This is a genomic window from Kitasatospora sp. NPDC058243 (assembly GCF_042882025.1).
Taxonomy (GTDB): Bacteria; Actinomycetota; Actinomycetes; order Streptomycetales; family Streptomycetaceae; genus Kitasatospora.
This window is the reverse complement of sequence record NZ_JBHVWW010000023.1, coordinates 43,667-62,242: the sequence shown is the minus strand read 5'-3', so window position 1 is coordinate 62,242 and position 18,576 is coordinate 43,667. Positions and strand designations below refer to the sequence as shown.

Here is an 18,576-nt window from a genome sequence, read left to right as displayed (position 1 = left end):
GCCATGAGTTTCAAGTACACAATCCGTGACAGAGCATAGGTGACCGGATCAGGGGGCGCCGCCGTCCGTACGGAAGTGGCGTGATCCGGGCACCGGACGACATTCGGGGACGGGACATGGTTGACATCGGGGCGTCCGGGCTGCGGTTCGGGCTGCTGGGGCCACTGCGCGCCTGGCACGGGGAGCGGGAGATCGAACTGGGCCGGCCGCAGCAGCGGGCCGTCCTGGCGGTGCTGCTGAGCGCCGCCGGACGGACGGTCGCGACGCCGGTGCTGGTGGAGGGGGTGTGGGGCGGGGCAGCGCCCGCCGACCCCCGCAAGGCCGTCCAGCTGGCCGTCTCCCGGCTGCGGTCGGCCTTCAAGCCGTACACCGGGCCGGATCCGCAGCGGATGCCGCTGGTGCGCGTCGGCGACGGCTACGCGCTGCGGGTGCCCGACGCGGAGGTGGACGCGGCCCGCTGGGAGGAACTGCTGGCCACGGCCGGACGGCTACGCGACGAGCAGGCCCCGCCGCAGGAGGTCCGGGAGGTCCTGCTGGCCGCGCAACGGCTGTGGGTCGGCGAACCGCTCGCCGGACTGCCCGGGCCGCACGCCGAGGCCGTCCGCTCCCGCCTCGCCGAACAGCGACTTCACGCCAAGGAGACGCGGCTGGAGCTGGACGCGGAGATCGGCGACCACACCGGCCTGACGGCCGAGGCCGCCGCCCTCGCCCTGGAACACCCCGAACGGCCCCGGCTGACCGCCGTCCTGATGCGCGCCCTCTACCAGGCGGGCCGCAAGGCCGAGGCACTCGCCGTGTACGAGGACGCCCGCCGCCGGCTGCCGCCCGGCGGGGACGGGCCCACCCGGCACCAGGACACCCGCCGCCGCCCGCCGACAACCGCCGCGCCGACGGCCGAGGACGGCCCCGCCGCACTGCACCTGCGGATCCTGCGCGAGGACCCGTCCCTGCTGCCCGCCCCCGCCGCCTCCGCCTCCGCCCGCGCCGAACCCGCCCCCGCCTGGCAGCCGCCCGACCAACTACCCGACGGCCTGGCCGACTTCACCGGCCGCACCGACGAGGTCGAGACCCTGGTGGACCGCCTCGCCGGGGCCGGCGGGCGAGCCGTCGTGGTCTCCGCCCTGGACGGCATGGGCGGGGTCGGCAAGACCACGCTCGCCGTGCACGTCGCCCGACAGGCCCACGGGCGCTTCCCCGACGGGCGGCTCTTCGCCGACCTGCGCGGCGCCGACCACACCCCGCTGGACCCGGGCGCGGTGCTCGCCGGCTTCCTGCGCGCCCTCGGCGTGGCCGCCGCCGAGATCCCGCTCGACACCGGCGAGCGCTCCGCCCTCTACCGCTCGGCACTGGCCGGGCGGCGGGTCCTCGTCGTCCTCGACAACGCCGCCACCCTCGGCCAGGTCGAACCACTCCTGCCCGGCTCGTCCGGCTGCGCCGTCCTCGTCACCAGCCGCGTCCGACTGGCCGGCCTCGCCGGGGCGCACCAGATGCGCCTGGACACCCTGCCGCCCGCCGAGGCACTGGAACTGCTGACCCGGATCATCGGCGCCGACCGCGTCGACGCCGAACCCGTGGCCGCCGACGAGATCGTGCGGGCCTGCGGACTGCTGCCGCTCGCCGTGCGCATCGTCGCCTCCCGGCTCGCCGCCGACCCCGCGCTCACCCTGGCCGCGCTCGCCGACGGACTGCGCCGGGAACACCGGCTGGCCGAACTCAGCGACGGCGAACGGACGGTGGAGGCCACCTTCGCCCTCTCCTACCACCGCCTCGACGTCGAACTCGCCCGCGCCTTCCGCCTGCTGTCCCTGCCCGACGCCCCCGACGTCCCGCTGCCCTGCGCGGCCGCGCTGCTCGGCCGCACCGAAACCGAGACCGACGAACTCCTCGAAGCACTCGTCGACCTCAACCTGCTGCACTCCCCCCGCTTCGGCCGCTACGGCTTCCACGACCTGGTCCGCGACTACGCCCGCGGCCGGCTCGCCGCCGAGGAACCCGCCACCGAACGCACCGCCGCCGCCGACCGGCTGGTCGACTACTGCCTGGCCACCGCCCGCAACGCCGACCGCGCCGCCCGCAAGGCCGACCCGGTCGAACTCAGCCTGCTCGACGCGCCCGTCCGCTCCCCCGGGAAGACGATCACGGACGGGCCCGCCGCCGTCCGCTGGATGCGCGAACAGGCCGGCGTGCACGCCGCCGCCATCGCCCTGAGCTGCGCCGACCCGGCGCTGCCGCTCGACCGGGCGGCCGAACTCGCCGACCGGATGGGCTCCGTACTCGCCGAACGCACCCAGACCCGCGACATCGCCGACCTCTCCGACCGCATCGCCCGCGAGGCCGCCGCCCGCGGCGACCACGGCCCGCTCGCCCTCGCCCGCTACGTGCGCGGCGGCATGCTCTGGCACATCAACCGCTACGCCGAGTCCGAACAGGACATCCACCAGGCCGTCGCACTCTGCCAGGACGACGACGGCGGCAACGGGGGCAGCGGCGACGGCCCGAAGGTCCGCGTCCTCGCCAAGGCCCTGCTCACCCTCGGCGGCAACGCCCGCGTCCACGGCCGCTACGCCGACGCCGCCCGACACGCCGGCCGCGCCGCCGACCTGTTCCGCCGCCTCGGCGCCGAACGCTCCGAGGGCAGCGCCCTCGGCGAGTTCGCGTTCAGCTGCGCCCAGACCGGCCGGCTGGCCGAGGCCCGGGACGCCGCCGAGCGCGGCGCCCGCCTGATGAGCGGCTCCGGCCCGGTGTCCGCCGCCACCGGCCGCTACTACCTGGCCCGGGTCCTGCGGCTGTGCGGCGACCCGGAGGCGGCACTCGCCCACGCGGTCGGCGCCCGCGACGAGTTCGCCGCCCTCCAAGTGACGGTGTTCGCAGCGGCGGCGGGCGACCTCGCCGCCCGGATCCACGCCGAGGCCGAGCGCTGGCTGCTCGCCGCCGACGCCGCCGAGGCGGCGCTGCCGCTCGCCCGCCGCACCAGCGCCGCCCTGGAGGCCGCGCTGCTGCGCACCCTGGGCACCGCGCTCACCGGCCTCGGCCGCCCCCGCCAGGCCCGCGCCTGCCTGGCGGACGCGCTGGAGGTGTACGAGCGGCTCGGGCTCGCCAAGGACGCCGAGCAGACCAGGGCCCTACTGGACGGCCTGCCGCAGCCCTGAGCGTGTCCCCGACGGCCCTCCACCCCTTGTTGATCACTTGTCTACCGCGGTCCGCGATCTTCTCTCTCGTCAGGTCGCGGACCGCACCAGTGCGGAGCCGGGGCCACTCCCACCGAAGATAGGCGCCACGCATGCCCACGCTCCCGCAGAACGGCCAGACCTGGACCCTCAAGTCCGCGAACGGAACGGTCGCCGACGTGCGCTCCAGCCAGAGCAGCCCGGGCACCCCCGTCCAGTCCTGGGGCCCCAACGGCACCACCGCCCAGGGCTGGGTCTTCTGGGCCAAGGACGGCGGCAGCTGGCTCCTGGAGACCCAGCTCACCAACGGCAAGCACGCCCCCGGCCAGGCCGTCGTCATCGACTACAACTACTCCACCGGCCAGACCTGGCTGTTCAACGAGCACGGGCAGCCCAACCAGCGCTGGGTGCTGGACGTCATCGACAACGACTGGTTCCGGGTCCGGACCGCCCGCGGCGACGAGGGCCAGCTGTTCCTCACCGCGGCCGCCCCCGGCGCCCCGCTCACCCTCACCAAGCAGGACGACAACAACCCGGCGCAGCGCTGGCAGCTCATCCCGGCCGGCGGCCAGAACGGCGGCGCCGGCGGCCAGCAGCAGCCGCAGCCCCAGCCGCAGCCCCAGCCCGGCGGCGACTTCCGCACCGAGATGCTGGCCTCCGTCAACACGGAGCGCGGCCGGGCCGGCCTCCAGCCGCTGCGGCTCGACGACCGTCTGAGCGCCGCCGCCCAGCGGCACGCCAACGACATGGCGTCCCACGACCTCACCCAGCACGACGGCACCGACGGCAGCAACCCGTGGGACCGCATCCACGCCGCCGGCTTCCAGTTCCGCTCGGCCGCCGAGAACGTCACCCCGGGCAACAGCGTGGCGGAGGCCATGCAGATGTGGATGAACAGCCCGCACCACCGCGACAACATCCTGGGCCGCGACTTCACCTCCATCGGCATCGGCTACACCCCCCGCCAGCGCGGCAACTGGGGCCGCTACGTCCAGACCTTCGCCCAGGCCTGACCTCCCCGTCCCCCCAGCAGCCACAGCAGCCACAGCAGCCACAGCAAGCAAGGAGCCACCCTCATGTCCTCGAACGCGGCGGACCTGATCCGCGTCGCCCGAGACGAGGTCGGATACCAGGAGGGCCGCAGCGGCTCGCACTGGAACAACATCCAGAAGTACTCGCCGGCCGTCCCCGGCCTGGAGTGGTCCCAGGGCGAGGCCTGGTGCGCGACCTTCGTCGCCTGGTGCGCCCGGCAGTCCGGCAACGCCGGGCTGTTCCCGGTGACGGCCTCCTGCGCCGAGGGCGTCGCCTGGTTCAGGGACCGCGACCGCTTCACCGACTACCCGGTGATCGGCGGCCAGGTGTTCTACGGCCCCGGCGGCGGCAGCCACACCGGCATCTGCGTCGCCTACACCAGCTCCACCATCACCACCGTCGAGGGCAACACCAACGACGACGGCAGCTCCGAGGGCGACGGCGTCTACCTCAAGACCCGTGACCGCAAGTCGAGTTGGGTGTACGGGTACGGCGTCCCGGACTTCGCCGACGGCGTCATCCTCGCCGACCCGCAGTGGCGGGACCGCCAGGGGGCGGTCTACTTCGGACAGGAGGCCTCCGCCGCCGACCAGCCGAACGACGGCGCCCGGCCCCAGGCCGACAGCGGCGGGGACGGAGGCGGGAGCGAGGGCGGCTACGAGCCCTTCCCCGGCGCCGACTTCTTCCAGGACGGCCAGAAGAGCGACGTCATCACCCGGATGGGAGAGCGCCTGGTCGCCGAGGGCTGCTCCGCCTACGCCGAGGGCCCCGGCCCCGAGTGGTCCGGGGCGGACCTCGAATCCTTCCGCAACTGGCAGCACAAGCTGGGCGACTCCGGCAGCGACGCCGACGGAATCCCCGGCCCCAAGCAGTGGGACGCCCTCCAGGTCCCGCGCGGCTGACGCCGCACCTCCACCACACCCGGATCCACCACACCCAGACTCCACACCCAGAAGGAGAACCCGATGAAACCCGTCACCCGCACCCGCAGGTTCCTCGCCGGGCTCGGCGCCGTCGCGGCCGTCGCGGGGGCGGCCGTGGTCACCGCCCCGGCCGCGCACGCCGCCGGCTGCGAGCTGGCGCCGAACCTGCAGACCGTCACCTCCGTCTACAACGGCGCCACCGGCGTCCTGGACCTGCCGGCCAACACGGAGGTCAACGGCCAGCGGATCGGCGTCTACCAGGGCAACCAGAGCGCCGCGCAGACCTGGTCGTTCTGGGGCTACTGCGACGGCACCACCGCCATCTCGCACGGCTCGGCCGGCAAGGTCGTCGACCTCGACACCGGCTCGGGCGCCGTCCAGCTCTGGGACACCCCCGGCGGCTGGGACGGCCTCAACCGCCCGGCCGGCGACTGGCTGCCGGCCAACCAGAAGTGGATCCGCACCAGCGAGGACCGCGGCTGGTACCTGATCCAGAACGTGGCCACCGGCCAGTGCCTCAAGTCCAACGGCGTCGCCCAGCTCACCTCGGTGACGTCCTGCAACGGCAACGACCCGGCCCAGCGCTGGAAGATCGGCTGACGGCTCACCGAGAGGGGTCCGACGGTTCCCGCCGGGGGCGCGAACCGTCGGACCCACCCCGTCCCCGGTCCGTTCGTCGGCCTCGGCGAGCGGGCCGGTCCGCGCCCACCACCCCCCTCCCGAGCCACCCCTGGGCCGGCGGAGGGGTTCGTGGGCGAGCCGGTCCTCGACCTGCTCGCCCACGAGTGGGCCCCGTGACACGCCGCCGGACCCCTCCCCGGCGGCGTGTCACGGTCAGGCTTCCGCCGTCACCGTGCCGCGGGCGTCTCACGCTCCGGCGCCCGCTGTCACCGCGCCACCGGCACCCGCGCCGTCACCGCACCGCGGGCACCCGGTGGATCCGCAGGAAGGCGTCGACACCGAGCGCCGCGATCCGGGCGAGCTCCTCGTCCGCCACCGGCAGGGCGCCCCAGAACGAGCGCTCGGCGACGCCGTGGAAGGTCAGCAGCGTGAACTGCTCGGCGGTCTGCGGGGCGTCGTCGACGACCAGCAGGCCTCGGTCCGCGATCGCCTCGAACCGCTGCGCGAGGTCGCGCTGCGAGGCGATCGGGCCGGCCTCCAGCCACGCCTCCAGGACGTCGGCCGGGATGTTGGCGACCTCGGCGCGGATGGCCCGGCCGAGCGCGCCGCGATCCCCGGCCGAGAGGACGGCCCGGGCCCGTTCGACCGCGAAGTCGGTGAGGTCCTGGCGCAGGTCCACCACCCGGTCGAGGTGCTTGTCCATCAACTCGCGTATGAACTCGGTAAGTTCGGCCGAGTTCTGGAGTGCGACGGAGAGGAAGAGGGTCTCCTTGTCGGCGAAGTGGTTGTAGACCGTGCGCTTGGACACCCCGGCCTCCGCCGCGATCGCGTCCATGCTGGCCCGGACGTAGCCCTCGCGCCCGAACACCGCCGTCGCGGCCCGCGTGATCGCCTTGCGCTTCTCCGGCCGTCCCGCTCCGCCCGTCGCCGCCACGGCGTCACTCCTCATCTACCGGGGCTCTCGAAAACTGCCCGGTGTAGTGTCTCCCGAGCCCGCCTGAGCCGGGTTGCCATCGAACAAGGGTGCTCTATGCTGCCTACAACCTCTACACCCGTGTAGAGGGAATTCAACAGCACGCCTGCCCCCGACCGGAAAACGGAAGCCGAGCGCGGGAACCGGCCGGCCGAACAGCAGCGTCCAGAAGTGGCAGCGCACAACGGCTCATCACACGAGGACCGGGCGCAGGCGCCACAGGGGCGCAGAGCACGGGAACACCGGGGGTGAGTGCGTGGCGGGGCGGCGAGGACGGACGTCCAACCAAGAGGCACGCGGGCGAACGCCCGGCCAGGAGACGCAGGCGCGGACGACCGACCAACGGACGGCCGGCCAGCGGACGGCCGACCGGCGGACGACCGGCCAGCAGGCACCGGGGCGGACGACCGACCAACGGACACCGGGGCGCACCTCCGACCAGGGAGCCCGCCGGCGGGCGAACAAGGCCCCCGCCCACCCCCGCCCCTTCCCCGGCGGAGCGGCCCTGCCCGCGGCCCTGGCCGTGGGGCTGCCGGCGGCAGGCGCCGGGATCGACGAGCTCTCCGGCCCCGGCATGGGGACGGCCTTCCTGGTGGGCGCCGTGCTCGGCACCGGCCTGGCGGCCGCACTCAGCAGCCGCAACGGCTGGTGGTGGGTCCTCGCCGCCTCCCCGCTGCTGGTCCTGGGGGTGACGGCCGGCGCGGAACTGCTGGCCAACGGCGACGCCTACCAGGGCAAGAACCTGGCCACCGGCTCCGCGAAGTGGGTGGTCCACGACTTTCCCGTGATGGCCGCGGCCGTCGCAACGGCCGCCCTGGTGATCGTGGTCCGGCTGGTCCGGGACCGGAGGAGGGACCATGGCTGAGAACCCGCAGACCCGGGACGGCGGCCGCACCGCCGCGCCCCCGACCCGCCGCACCTCCCCCCTGCTGATCGCGGGCCGGACGCTGGCCTGCTCGGTCGCCCTGGCGGTGTTCGCCGCCAGCGGGGTGGTCTGGTACGAGGTGACGTCCCTCACCGACGGGATGACCACCTCCAACGCCATCGCCGAGACCAAGAAGAACGCGCCCAAGCACCTCGACAACTCGGTCAACATCCTGCTGATCGGCCTCGACAGCCGCAAGAACATGGACGGGACGGACCTGCCGCCGGAGTTCGTCCAGGACGAACTGCACGCCGGCCACAGCTCCGACATCGGCGGCTACAACACCAACTCCCTGATCCTGCTGCACATCCCCGCCGGCGGCGGCAAGGCGCAGGCCGTCTCCATCCCCCGTGACGACTACGTCATGACCTACACCGGGGACGGCAAGCAGGCCGGCATGCGCAAGATCAAGGAGGCCTACGGCGAGGCCAAGGAGAAGGCCACCCCGGCCCTCCAGGCGAAGGGGCTCAAGGGCGCGGACCTGGAGAAGGCCGGCCGCGACGCCGGCCGGGCGGCCACCATCCAGACCGTGCAGAAGTTCCTCGACCAGCCCGTCGACCACATAGCCGAGGTCAACCTGATGGGCTTCTACGACATCGCCAAGGCCGTCGAACCGATCGAGGTCTGCCTCACCCACGACACCAAGGACCCGGCCATGGAGGGCCAGGGCTCCGGCGCCGACTTCCACAAGGGCATCAACAAGCTCAACGCCTCCCAGGCGCTCTCCTTCGTCCGCCAGCGCCACAACCTGGACGGCCCGGACGGCAACAGCGGCGACTTCGCCCGCACCCACCGCCAGCAGGCCTTCATCTCCTCCGTCGTGCACAAGCTCAAGCAGGACGGCGTCATCAGCGACCTCGGCAAGCTGCAGCAGCTGTTCGGCGTGGTGCAGAAGGACCTGGTCATCGACAACGAGTGGAACGTCCTCGACTTCGCCCAGCAGGCCCCCAACCTCACCGGCGGCAACGTCGAGTTCAACACCCTGACCTTCGACGGCTTCGGCACCCGCAACGGCCAGGACGTCAACCTCGTCACCCCCGCGAAGCTCCAGAAGGTCGTCAAGCAGATCTTCGGCTACGCCGACTCCGCCCCGGCCGCCCCCGACGCGGCGGGCGACACGCCCACCCCGGCGGCCTCCTCCGCGCCGGCCACGACCGCACCGCCCACCACCAAGGCCGCCGCCCCCACCACCGTGGACGTCTTCAACGCCTCCACGGCCGCCGGGGTCTCCTCCACCGCCGAGTCCAAGGCCCTGGTCGCGATGGGCTTCAAGGCGGGCAGGACCGGCAGCGCCGCCGCGAAGCCCAAGACCACCGCCGTGGCCTACGGCAAGGGCGCCAAGGAGGCGGCCGACCAGATCGCCGCCCGCTACGGCGTCACCGCCACGGAGTCCGCGTCGGCCCCCGCCGACCGGGTGGTCGTCACCCTCGGCACCGGCTTCACCGGCGCGACCGACGACAAGACCGGCGCCGCAGCGCCGGGCGGCGGCGCGACCGGCTCCCCGTCCGACCCGGCGGCCAACCTGCCCGTGCAGGGCCCGTCGGTCGACGCCCAGAGCGACGGCGGCATCCCCTGCGTCTTCTGACACCCCGCACCTGACGCACCGCACCGAGCCGTAGGGAGGCTCCCACCCGGGAGCCTCCCTACGGCTTTTCCCCGTGCCTTCCCCCGCGTCCGGGCCCAGGGCGCACACCCCTCGCCCAATTCTCCGTACTATGTATAGTGTACTGCGTACGGGATAACCGCGCGCTCGCGCCGACGAGAGGGCTCCGCCATGCAGATCACCACCACCACCCTCGCCCTGACCGTCGAGGACGTCACCGCCTCCGCCGCCTTCCTCCAGCGGCACTTCGGCTACACCGAGGAGATGTCGGCCGACGGCTTCGTCTCGCTCCAGCACCCCGGCGGCGGGGTCGACGTCGTCTGCCTGCGGCGCGGCCTGGAGGTACTGCCCGAGGGCCGGCGCGACCGGACCGCGACCGGCGTCATCCTGGCGTTCGTCGTCGAGGACCTCGCCGGCGAGGAGCGGCGGCTGCGCGGCGAAGGGGTCGAGATCACCCTGCCGCTGCGCGAGGAGCCGTGGGGCGAGAAGCTGTTCCAGGTCACCGACCCGAACGGGGTCGTGATCGAACTGGTCGAGTGGGCCAAGCAGTAACCACGCGCCCGAGCAGTGACCGCCCACCCGAGCGGTAACCGCGCGCCCGAAGCGACGGCGCCCCCTCGGCCGATGGCCGAGGGGGCGCCGCGGCGACCGGACCAGGCCGGACCGGACCGGACCGGTCAGTCCACCGTCCAGGTGTCGCCGCCCGCCAGCAGCGCGGCCAGGTCGCCCGGCCCGCGATCGGCCTGCGCGGCCGCCAACTGGCCCGCCATCAGCTCGTCGTAGACAGGCCGCCGCACATCGCGCAGGACACCGATCGGGGTGTGGTGCAGGGTGTCGGCGTCGGCGATCCGGGACAGCGCGAAGGCCGCCGTCGGGTTGGCCGCGTGCGCGTCGTGGACCAGCACCCGCGCCTCGTTGTCCGCCGTCACCGGGGCGGTGAACAGCTCTCCGTCCGGGCCGCGGAACACGCCGCCGGCCAGGTCCGCGCCGAAGCGGATCGGCTGCCCGTGCTCCAGCCGGATCAGCGCCTCGTCCCGGGTACCGGGCTGCTTCAAGGCCTCGAACGCACCGTCGTTGAAGATGTTGCAGTTCTGGTAGATCTCCACCAGCGCGGTGCCCTCGTGCGCGGCCGCCGCCCGCAGCACCGACTGCAGGTGCTGGCGGTCCGAGTCGATCGTCCGGGCGACGAAGGAGGCCTCGGCGCCGATCGCCAGCGAGAGCGGGTTGAACGGCGCGTCCAGCGAGCCCATCGGCGTCGACTTGGTGATCTTGCCCAGCTCGCTGGTCGGCGAGTACTGGCCCTTGGTCAGGCCGTAGATCCGGTTGTTGAACAGCAGGATCTTCAGATTGACGTTGCGCCGCAACGCGTGGATCAGGTGGTTGCCGCCGATGGACAGCGCGTCACCGTCCCCGGTCACCACCCACACGCTCAGGTCCTGCCGCGCGGACGCCAGCCCGGTCGCGATCGCCGGCGCGCGCCCGTGGATCGAGTGCACCCCGTAGGTGTTCATGTAGTACGGGAAGCGCGAGGAACAGCCGATCCCGGAGACGAACACGGTGTTCTCGCGCTTGATGCCGAGCTCCGGCATGAAGCCCTGCACCGCCGCCAGGACGGCGTAGTCCCCGCAGCCGGGGCACCAGCGCACCTCCTGGTCGGTCTTGAAGTCCCGTGCGCTCTGCGGCTCTTCGGCCTTGGGCACCAGGCGCAGGGAGGGGAAGCCGTTCTCGCTCATCGGTGGTCCTCCTCGTCCAGGGTGCCGATCGCCGCCGACAGCACGTCCGCCAACTGTGCCGCCTTGAACGGCAGTCCACGCACCTGGTTGTAGGACTCCGCGTCCACCAGGTACTTCGCCCGCAGCAGCAGCGCGAGCTGGCCGAGGTTCATCTCCGGCACGATGACCTTCTCGTAACTCCTGAGCACCGCGCCCAGGTTGGCCGGGAAGGGGTTCAGGTGGCGCAGGTGCGCCTGGGCGACCTCCCCGCCGTCCGCCCGCACCCGCCGCACGGCCGCGGTGATCGGCCCGTACGTCGAACCCCAGCCGAGCACCAGCACCCGCGCCTCGCCGCTCGGGTCGTCGACCTCCACGTCGGGGACGGCGATCCCGTCGATCTTCGCCTGCCGGGTGCGGACCATGAAGTCGTGGTTCGCCGGGTCGTAGGAGATGTTCCCCGTCCCGTCCTGCTTCTCGATCCCGCCGATCCGGTGCTCCAGCCCCGGCGTACCGGGCAGCGCCCACGGCCTGGCCAGGGTCTTCGGATCCCGCAGGTAGGGCCAGAACGAGCCGTCCTCGCGGTTCGGACCGGTCGCAAAGTCCGGGCTGATCAGCGGGAGTTCGTCCACCTCCGGGATCCGCCACGGCTCCGAGCCGTTCGCCAGGTAGCCGTCCGAGAGCAGGAACACCGGCGTCCGGTACGTCACCGCGATCCGCGCCGCCTCCAGCGCCGCGTCGAAGCACTCGGCCGGCGTCGCCGGGGCGACGATCGGCACCGGCGCCTCGCCGTTGCGCCCGAACATCGCCTGCAGCAGGTCCGCCTGCTCCGTCTTGGTCGGCAGGCCGGTGGAGGGGCCGCCGCGCTGGATGTCCACGACCAGCAGCGGCAGTTCCAGCGACACCGCCAGGCCGATCGTCTCGCTCTTCAGCGCCACCCCGGGGCCCGAGGTCGTCGTCACGCCGAGCGCGCCGCCGAAGGACGCGCCGAGCGCGGCGCCGATCCCGGCGATCTCGTCCTCGGCCTGGAAGGTGCGGACCCCGAAGTTCTTGTGCCGGCTCAGCTCGTGCAGGATGTCCGAGGCCGGCGTGATCGGGTACGAGCCCAGGTACAGCGGCAGCCCGGAGCGCTGCGCGGCGGCGATCAGGCCGTAGGAGAGCGCCAGGTTCCCCGAGATGTTGCGGTAGCGCCCGGCCGGGAGCTTGGCCGGCGGCACCTCGTAGGAGACCGCGAAGGTCTCCGTGGTCTCGCCGAAGTTCCAACCCGCCTTGAACGCGCTGATGTTCGCCTCGGCGATCTGCGGCTTCTTCGCGAACTTGCTGCGCAGGAAGGTCTCCGTCCCGCGGGTGGGGCGGTGGTACATCCAGGACAGCAGCCCCAGCGCGAACATGTTCTTGGCCCGCTCGGCGTCCTTGCGCGCCAGCCCGCTGTCCTTCAACGCCTCCAGGGTCAGCGTCGTCAGCGGCACCTTGTGCAGGTGGTAGCCCTCCAGCGAGCCGTCGGCCAGCGGATCCGCCGCGTAACCGACCTTCGCCAGCGCGCGCTTGGTGAACTCGTCCGTGTTGACGATGATCTGCGCGCCGCGCGGCAGGTCCTCCAGGTTCGCCTTCAGCGCCGCCGGGTTCATCGCCACCAGCACGTTCGGCGCGTCCCCCGGGGTGAGGATGTCGTGGTCCGCGAAGTGCAGTTGGAAGCTCGACACGCCCGGCAGCGTCCCGGCGGGCGCCCGGATCTCGGCCGGGAAGTTCGGCAGCGTGGAGAGGTCGTTGCCGAACGACGCCGTCTCCGAGGTGAACCGGTCACCGGTGAGCTGCATGCCGTCACCCGAGTCGCCGGCGAAACGGATGATCACCCGGTCGAGTCGGCGAATCGGCTTGCTGTTCCTCGGCGGCGAACCTCCCGGGGCCGTTGGATCGGCGGGCACGGCCGCACCGGGGCGTCCGTCACCACTGCCGGAACGACCACCGTCGCCGTCCGAGCCGTCCACTGCCTCTGACTGATCGACCTGACTGGTCACTGCCGCGGACCTCCTCGAGGGCACACCACCGCGGGCGCGGCCCCGTGCCCCGTCCGCTTGGTGCACCTCCCGCATCCTATGCGCGGGCACTTGATCCCGGACGGAACTCCCACGTGCGGCGGGAAAACACCGGCCCGCGCCCGAACCGCACACGGGGTACAACGTCCGACCGCCGGAGATCATTCCGCGTCCGACGGCCGCTCCCCCGGCCCCCTGCCCCCGAGCTGCCCGGCCGCCCGGCCGGCTACGAGTTGAGGTAGGTGAGCACCGCCAGCACCCGGCGGTGGTCCTCCGGGCTCTGCGCCAGGCCCAGCTTCAGGAAGATGTTGCTGACGTGCTTCTCCACCGCGCCGTCCGAGACCACCAGCTGCTTGGCCACCGCGCTGTTGGTGCGGCCCTCCGCCATCAGCCCGAGCACCTCCCGCTCGCGCGGGGTGAGGTTGGCCAGCACATCGCCCTTGCGGCTGCGGCTGAGGAGTTGCTGCACCACCTCCGGGTCCAGCGCGGTGCCGCCGTCGGCGACCCGGACCACCGCGTCCGCGAACTCGCGCACCTCCGCGACCCGGTCCTTCAGCAGGTAGCCGACGCCCCGGGTCGAACCCGCCAGCAGCTCGGAGGCGTACCGCTCCTCCACGAACTGCGACAGCACCAGCACGTTCAGCTCCGGGTAGCGGCCGCGCAGCTCGACGCAGGCGCGCAGGCCCTCGTCGGTGTGGCTCGGCGGCATCCGCACGTCGGAGACCACGACGTCCGGCAGCTGCCCGGCCGCGGCCAGGTCGTGGATGGTCTTCACCAGCGCGGCGCCGTCCCCGACACCCGCCACGACCTCCAGGCCCCGGTCGGTGAGCAGCCGGGTCAGCCCCTCCCGCAGCAGTACGGAGTCCTCGGCTATGACGACACGGCGCATGGTGACCTTCCCGGCAGGGCTGAGCTGACAGAGGCCAGTCTCCCCCATCCGGGCAACCACCCGACCCGCCGTCCGCGGATCCGCCGGCCGGGGGCCGCCGCCCGCCGCGCCCCGGTCACATGGTCCGGATCGCCACCGCGTCGCAGAGCCCCTCCAGGGCCGCCTTCGCCGCGCAGTCCGGCAGCGGGGCGAGCAGCGCCCGGGCGTCCTCGGCCTGGCGCAGCGTCTCCCGGCGGGCGCGCTCCAGCGCGGGGTGGCGGCGCAGCAGCCGCAGCGCCTCGGCGTGCAGCTCGTCGTCGGCGAGGTCCAGGGTGAGCAGTTCGCGCAGCCGGGTGTCGGCCGGGTCGGCGGGGTCGGCCGGCATCTGCTCCAGCAGCAGGGTCGGCAGGGTCGGCACGCCCTCGCGCAGGTCGGTGCCGGGCGTCTTGCCGGACTCCTGGCCGTCGCTGGCGATGTCCAGCACGTCGTCGGCCAGCTGGAAGGCGATGCCGATCCGCTCGCCGAACTCGCTGAGGGTGTCCACCATCCACGACTCGGCGCCGGCCATCAGTGCTCCTATCCGGCAGGAGACCGCGATCAGCGAACCGGTCTTGCCGGCCAGCACGTCGAGGTAGTGCAGCAGCGGGTCGCCGTCCGGGCCGGGGCCGCGGGTCTCCAGGATCTGCCCGGTGACCAGCCGCTCGAAGGCGTCGGCCTGCATCCGCACCGCCTCGGGGCCGAGGTCGGCGAGCACCTGGGAGGCGCGGGAGAACAGGAAGTCGCCGGTGAGGATGGCCACCGAGTTGTCCCAGCGGGAGTTGGCGCTGGGGGCGCCGCGGCGCACCGGGGCCTCGTCCATGACGTCGTCGTGGTACAGGGTCGCCAGGTGGGTGAGCTCGACGACGACGGCGGCCGGCACCACCCCGGGCGCCCCCGGGTCGCCGAACTGCGCCGCCAGCAGCAGCAGCAGCGGGCGGAAGCGCTTGCCGCCGGCCTCGATGAGGTGACTGGCGGTGATGGTGATGAACGGGACGTCGCTCTTGACGGCCTCGGCGAGAGCCGTCTCCACCGCGTCCAGTCCGGCCTGAACGTCCCGGGTCAGGTCGCGGTCCTGCACGCTGAGCCCGAAGGGTCCCACGACGGTCACGAAGACCACTCCTCTGTCCCTGGTCGATCTAGCGGCCTGGTCCCTGAGTGCCGCCGCTGGCCATACAGGCAGGGTATCCGGTCACGAGTGGATCACTGCACGGGCGTGCGGATCCTGTCATGATCGGGCCGGATGCCCTGGTCAGGGCGGCTGTGGGGGCAGTACTGCGGTGGGGGCGAATTCAGCTGGAAAACACGGGCCGGAGCCCCTCCGCCGACAGGCCGGCGGCAAACACGCGTCCGGACCGCGCGCCGAGGGCGCGGCCCGGACGGGCCCGGGGCGGCGGCGCCGCCCCGGCGGCGGTCAGCGGACGAACAGCGCGGCCTTCGACGCCAGGTCCAGGAAGTACTGCGGCAACAGGCCGAGACCCAGCGTGACCAGCACCCCCACCCCGATCGCGGTCGCCGTGAAGGCACTCGGGATCGCCACCGTCGGGCCGCCCGGCTTCGGGTCGGAGAAGAACATCAGCACGATGACCCGGATGTAGAAGAACGCGGCCACCGCCGAGCTCAGCACACCCACGATCACCAGCGGCGTCGCCCCGCCGGCCGCCGCCGCCTGGAACACCGCGAACTTCCCGGTGAACCCGGAGGTCAGCGGGATCCCGGCGAAGGCCAGCAGGAACAGCGCGAACACCGCCGCCACCAGCGGCGAGCGCCGGCCCAGCCCGGCCCAGCTGGACAGGTGGGTCGCCTCGCCCTTGGAGTCGCGCACCAGGGTGACCACGGCGAACGCGCCGAGCGTCACGAAGGAGTACGACAGCAGGTAGAACAGCACCGAGGACAGGCCCTGCTTGTTGGTGGCGATCACGCCCGTGAGGATGAACCCGGCGTGCGCGATCGAGGAGTACGCCAACAGCCGCTTGACGTCCTGCTGGGTGACCGCCAGCACCGCGCCCACCACCATGGTGAGGATCGCCACCCCCCACAGCACCGGCCGCCAGTCCAGCCGCAGGCCCGGGAAGGCCACGTAGAACAGCCGCAGGAACGCCCCGAAGGCCGCGACCTTCGTCGCCGCCGCCATGAAGCCGGTCACCGGGGTCGGCGCGCCCTGGTACACGTCCGGGGTCCAGGAGTGGAACGGCACCGCGCCGACCTTGAACAGCAGGCCGACCGCGAGCATCGCCAGGCCGATCAGCAGCAGCGCGTCACTCTGGGTGCTGCTCAGCTGCGCCGGGGTGGTCATCGCCTTGCCGGAGATCACGTCCGAGATGTCGCCGAGCTTCACGCTGCCCGCGTAGCCGTACAGCAGCGCGGTGCCGAACAGGAAGAACGCCGAGGCGAAGGCACCCAGCAGGAAGTACTTGACGGCCGCCTCCTGGGAGAGCAGCCGGCGGCGCCGGGCCAGCGCGCAGAGCAGGTACAGCGGGAGGGAGAAGACCTCCAGCGCCACGAACATCGTCAGCAGGTCGTTGGCCGCGGGGAACAGCAGCATCCCGCCGACCGCGAACATGGTGAGCGGGAAGACCTCGCTGGTGGCGAAGCCGGCCCGGACCGCGGCCCGCTCCTGCTCGCCGCCGGGGGTGGCGGCGGCCTGGGCCGCGAAGGCGTCGGCGGGCAGGCCGCCCGCCTTGGGCTCCAGCTTCCGTTCGGCGTAGGTGAGCACCGCGACGACGGCGACCAGCAGGATCACGCCTTGCAGGAACAGCGCCGGGCCGTCCAGCGCGACCGACTCCATGGCCAGCAGGTCGACCCGGGTGGAGCCGAAGCCCTCGGAGGCCAGCACCACCACGGCGACGAAGGAGCCGATCAGCCCGGCCAGTGCGAGCGACACCTGCGTCCAGTGCCGGTACCGGCGGGGCACGAAGGCCTCCACCAGGATGCCGGCCACGGCGGCGCCGAACACCACCAGCATCGGGGAGAGCTGGCCGTACTCCAGGTGCGGCGCCGGGATGCTGGCGGTGTTGCCGCCGGCGGCGGCGAGCATGCCGGTGGTGCTCACTTCTGCTCACCTCCTGAGGTGGCGGCGACCGGGTGGGCCGGCGCCGGGTCGGTCTCGTGGACCTGCGAGAGCGTCGCGTTCACCGAGGGGTTGACCAGGTCGGTGAGCGGCTTGGGGTAGACGCCGAGCAGGATGGTCAGCGCCACCAGCGGGGCGACCACGGCCAGTTCGCGGACCTTGAGGTCGGGCATCCCGCCGACGCCGGCCTTCACCGGTCCGGTCATGGTGCGCTGGTACAGCAGCAGGGCGTACAGCGCGGCCAGCACGATGCCGAAGGTCGCCACGATGCCGATCGCCGGGTAGCGGGTGAACGTGCCCACCAGCACCAGGAACTCACTGACGAACGGGGCCAGCCCGGGCAGCGACAGGGTCGCCAGACCGCCGACCAGGAACGTCCCGGCGAGCACCGGCGCGACCTTCTGCACCCCGCCGTAGTCGGCGATCAGCCGCGAACCGCGACGGGAGATCAGGAAGCCCGCCACCAGCATCCACGCGGCGGTGGAGATGCCGTGGTTGACCATGTAGAGGGTGGCGCCGCTCTGGCCCTGGCTGGTCAGCGCGAAGATGCCCATGATGATGAAGCCGAAGTGCGAGATCGACGCGTAGGCGACCAGCCGCTTGATGTCCTTCTGGCCGACCGCCAGCAGCGCGCCGTAGATGATCCCGATCACCGACAGGACCAGGATCGCCGGGGCGAAGGTCTTCGAGGCGTGCGGGAACAGCCCGAGGCAGAAACGCAGCATCGCGAAGGTGCCGACCTTGTCCACCACGGCGGTGATCAGCACGGCGGTGCCGGCGGTGGCCTCGCCCATCGCGTTCGGCAGCCAGGTGTGCAGCGGCCACAGCGGGGCCTTCACCGCGAAGGCGAAGAAGAAGCCCAGGAACAGCGCCTTCTCGGCGGTGCCGGACAGCTGCAGCTTGCCGTCGGCGATCGCCGAGGTGAGGGTCTGGAGGTCGAAGGTGCCGAAGCCCTGGTCCTGCGCGATCACGTACAGGCCGATCACGGCGGCCAGCATCACCAGGCCGCCGAGCAGGTTGTAGAGCAGGAACTTCACGGCCGCGTACGAGCGCTGGCGCGCCGCGTCGGGGCCGCCGGCCCGGTCCCCGAAGCCGCCGATCAGGAAGTACATCGGGATCAGCATGGCTTCGAAGAACACGTAGAAGAGGAAGACGTCGGTGGCGTAGAAGGAGACGACCACCATCGCCTCCACCGCCAGGATCAGGGCGAAGAAGCCCTGGGTGCGGCGCCTGCCCTCAAAAGTGTCGGGGGCGAAGGTGCCGTCGGGGCCGGCCGGCCCCGGGTCGGCGTCGTGCCAGGAGGCCAGCATCACCACCGGCACCAGGACGGCGGTGAGCAGGGCGAGGACGGCGCCGATGCCGTCCACGCCGAGCGAGAAGGTGATGCCGAAGGAGCGGATCCAGCTGTACGACTCGGTCAGCTGGTAGCGGGCGCCGTGCGGGTCGAAGCGGGTCGCCACCACGGCGGCCAGCACCAGGGTGACGACCGAGACGCCCAGGGCGACGGCCTTGGTGGTCGAGCGGCGGCGCTCGGTCGACCCGGCGGGCAGCGCGGCGGTCAGCACCGCGCCGGCCGCCGGGACGGCACAGGTGGCGGTCAGCAACGCGCTCAT

Annotated in this window: 14 protein-coding genes; 7 read left to right on the top strand and 7 right to left on the bottom strand. The window is 72.8% G+C overall.

The window, feature by feature from the left end:
• The first annotated feature begins 116 nt into the window (after positions 1-116).
• From ACFVX9_RS17590 to ACFVX9_RS17575, 4 genes are all read left to right on the top strand, one after another.
• Positions 117-3,149: a BTAD domain-containing putative transcriptional regulator gene (locus ACFVX9_RS17590; protein ID WP_387982348.1), complete on the top strand. Its 3,033-nt coding sequence runs from the start codon at positions 117-119 to the stop codon at positions 3,147-3,149.
• A gap of 131 nt (positions 3,150-3,280) precedes the next feature.
• The gene (locus ACFVX9_RS17585) at positions 3,281-4,180 is read left to right on the top strand and encodes a CAP domain-containing protein (protein WP_079135680.1); all 900 of its coding nucleotides are present in this window, start codon (positions 3,281-3,283) and stop codon (positions 4,178-4,180) included.
• Between the two features lie 63 nt (positions 4,181-4,243).
• Positions 4,244-5,101 (top strand): peptidoglycan-binding protein, encoded by an 858-nt coding sequence (locus ACFVX9_RS17580; protein ID WP_387982347.1) that lies wholly within the window; start codon positions 4,244-4,246, stop codon positions 5,099-5,101.
• A 63-nt stretch (positions 5,102-5,164) separates the two neighbouring features.
• The gene (locus ACFVX9_RS17575) at positions 5,165-5,722 is read left to right on the top strand and encodes an RICIN domain-containing protein (RefSeq protein ID WP_387982346.1); all 558 of its coding nucleotides are present in this window, start codon (positions 5,165-5,167) and stop codon (positions 5,720-5,722) included.
• 313 nt (positions 5,723-6,035) lie between these two features.
• Here ACFVX9_RS17575 and ACFVX9_RS17570 read toward each other — a convergent pair whose 3' ends face one another.
• Positions 6,036-6,677 carry a TetR/AcrR family transcriptional regulator gene (locus ACFVX9_RS17570; protein ID WP_387982344.1) on the bottom strand — a complete coding sequence of 214 codons (642 nt, stop codon included), beginning with the start codon at positions 6,675-6,677 and terminating at the stop codon, positions 6,036-6,038.
• A gap of 295 nt (positions 6,678-6,972) precedes the next feature.
• Here ACFVX9_RS17570 and ACFVX9_RS17565 point away from each other — a divergent pair, with 295 nt between their 5' ends.
• The 3 genes from ACFVX9_RS17565 (at position 6,973) to ACFVX9_RS17555 (ending at position 9,796) form a co-directional block, all read left to right on the top strand.
• A complete protein-coding gene (locus tag ACFVX9_RS17565) occupies positions 6,973-7,581 on the top strand; it encodes a DUF6542 domain-containing protein (RefSeq protein WP_380373203.1) in 609 nt (202 codons plus the stop codon).
• Complete coding sequence (locus ACFVX9_RS17560; RefSeq protein WP_380484296.1) at positions 7,574-9,226, top strand: LCP family protein; 1,653 nt, start codon at positions 7,574-7,576, stop codon at positions 9,224-9,226. Before ACFVX9_RS17565 ends, ACFVX9_RS17560 begins: the two co-directional genes overlap by 8 nt.
• Positions 9,227-9,415: 189 nt before the next feature.
• Entirely contained in the window at positions 9,416-9,796 is a 381-nt protein-coding gene (locus tag ACFVX9_RS17555; RefSeq protein WP_380484298.1) for a VOC family protein, read from the top strand.
• A gap of 125 nt (positions 9,797-9,921) precedes the next feature.
• Here ACFVX9_RS17555 and ACFVX9_RS17550 read toward each other — a convergent pair whose 3' ends face one another.
• From ACFVX9_RS17550 to ACFVX9_RS17525, 6 genes are all read right to left on the bottom strand, one after another.
• Positions 9,922-10,977, bottom strand: coding sequence for a 2-oxoacid:ferredoxin oxidoreductase subunit beta (locus ACFVX9_RS17550; RefSeq protein WP_063348136.1), 1,056 nt, complete (start codon positions 10,975-10,977; stop codon positions 9,922-9,924).
• On the bottom strand, positions 10,974-12,971 hold the full coding sequence (locus ACFVX9_RS17545; protein WP_380373210.1) for a 2-oxoacid:acceptor oxidoreductase subunit alpha: 1,998 nt from the start codon (positions 12,969-12,971) through the stop codon (positions 10,974-10,976). The genes ACFVX9_RS17550 and ACFVX9_RS17545 overlap by 4 nt, the downstream gene beginning before the upstream one ends.
• A gap of 244 nt (positions 12,972-13,215) precedes the next feature.
• Complete coding sequence (locus tag ACFVX9_RS17540; protein WP_063348138.1) at positions 13,216-13,878, bottom strand: response regulator transcription factor; 663 nt, start codon at positions 13,876-13,878, stop codon at positions 13,216-13,218.
• A gap of 115 nt (positions 13,879-13,993) precedes the next feature.
• On the bottom strand, positions 13,994-15,004 hold the full coding sequence (locus ACFVX9_RS17535) for a polyprenyl synthetase family protein (RefSeq protein ID WP_063351191.1): 1,011 nt from the start codon (positions 15,002-15,004) through the stop codon (positions 13,994-13,996).
• Positions 15,005-15,307: 303 nt separating this feature from the next.
• Positions 15,308-16,930 (bottom strand): NADH-quinone oxidoreductase subunit NuoN, encoded by a 1,623-nt coding sequence (nuoN, locus tag ACFVX9_RS17530; RefSeq protein WP_387982398.1) that lies wholly within the window; start codon positions 16,928-16,930, stop codon positions 15,308-15,310.
• Positions 16,931-16,941: 11 nt separating this feature from the next.
• Complete coding sequence (locus tag ACFVX9_RS17525; RefSeq protein WP_387982340.1) at positions 16,942-18,576, bottom strand: NADH-quinone oxidoreductase subunit M; 1,635 nt, start codon at positions 18,574-18,576, stop codon at positions 16,942-16,944.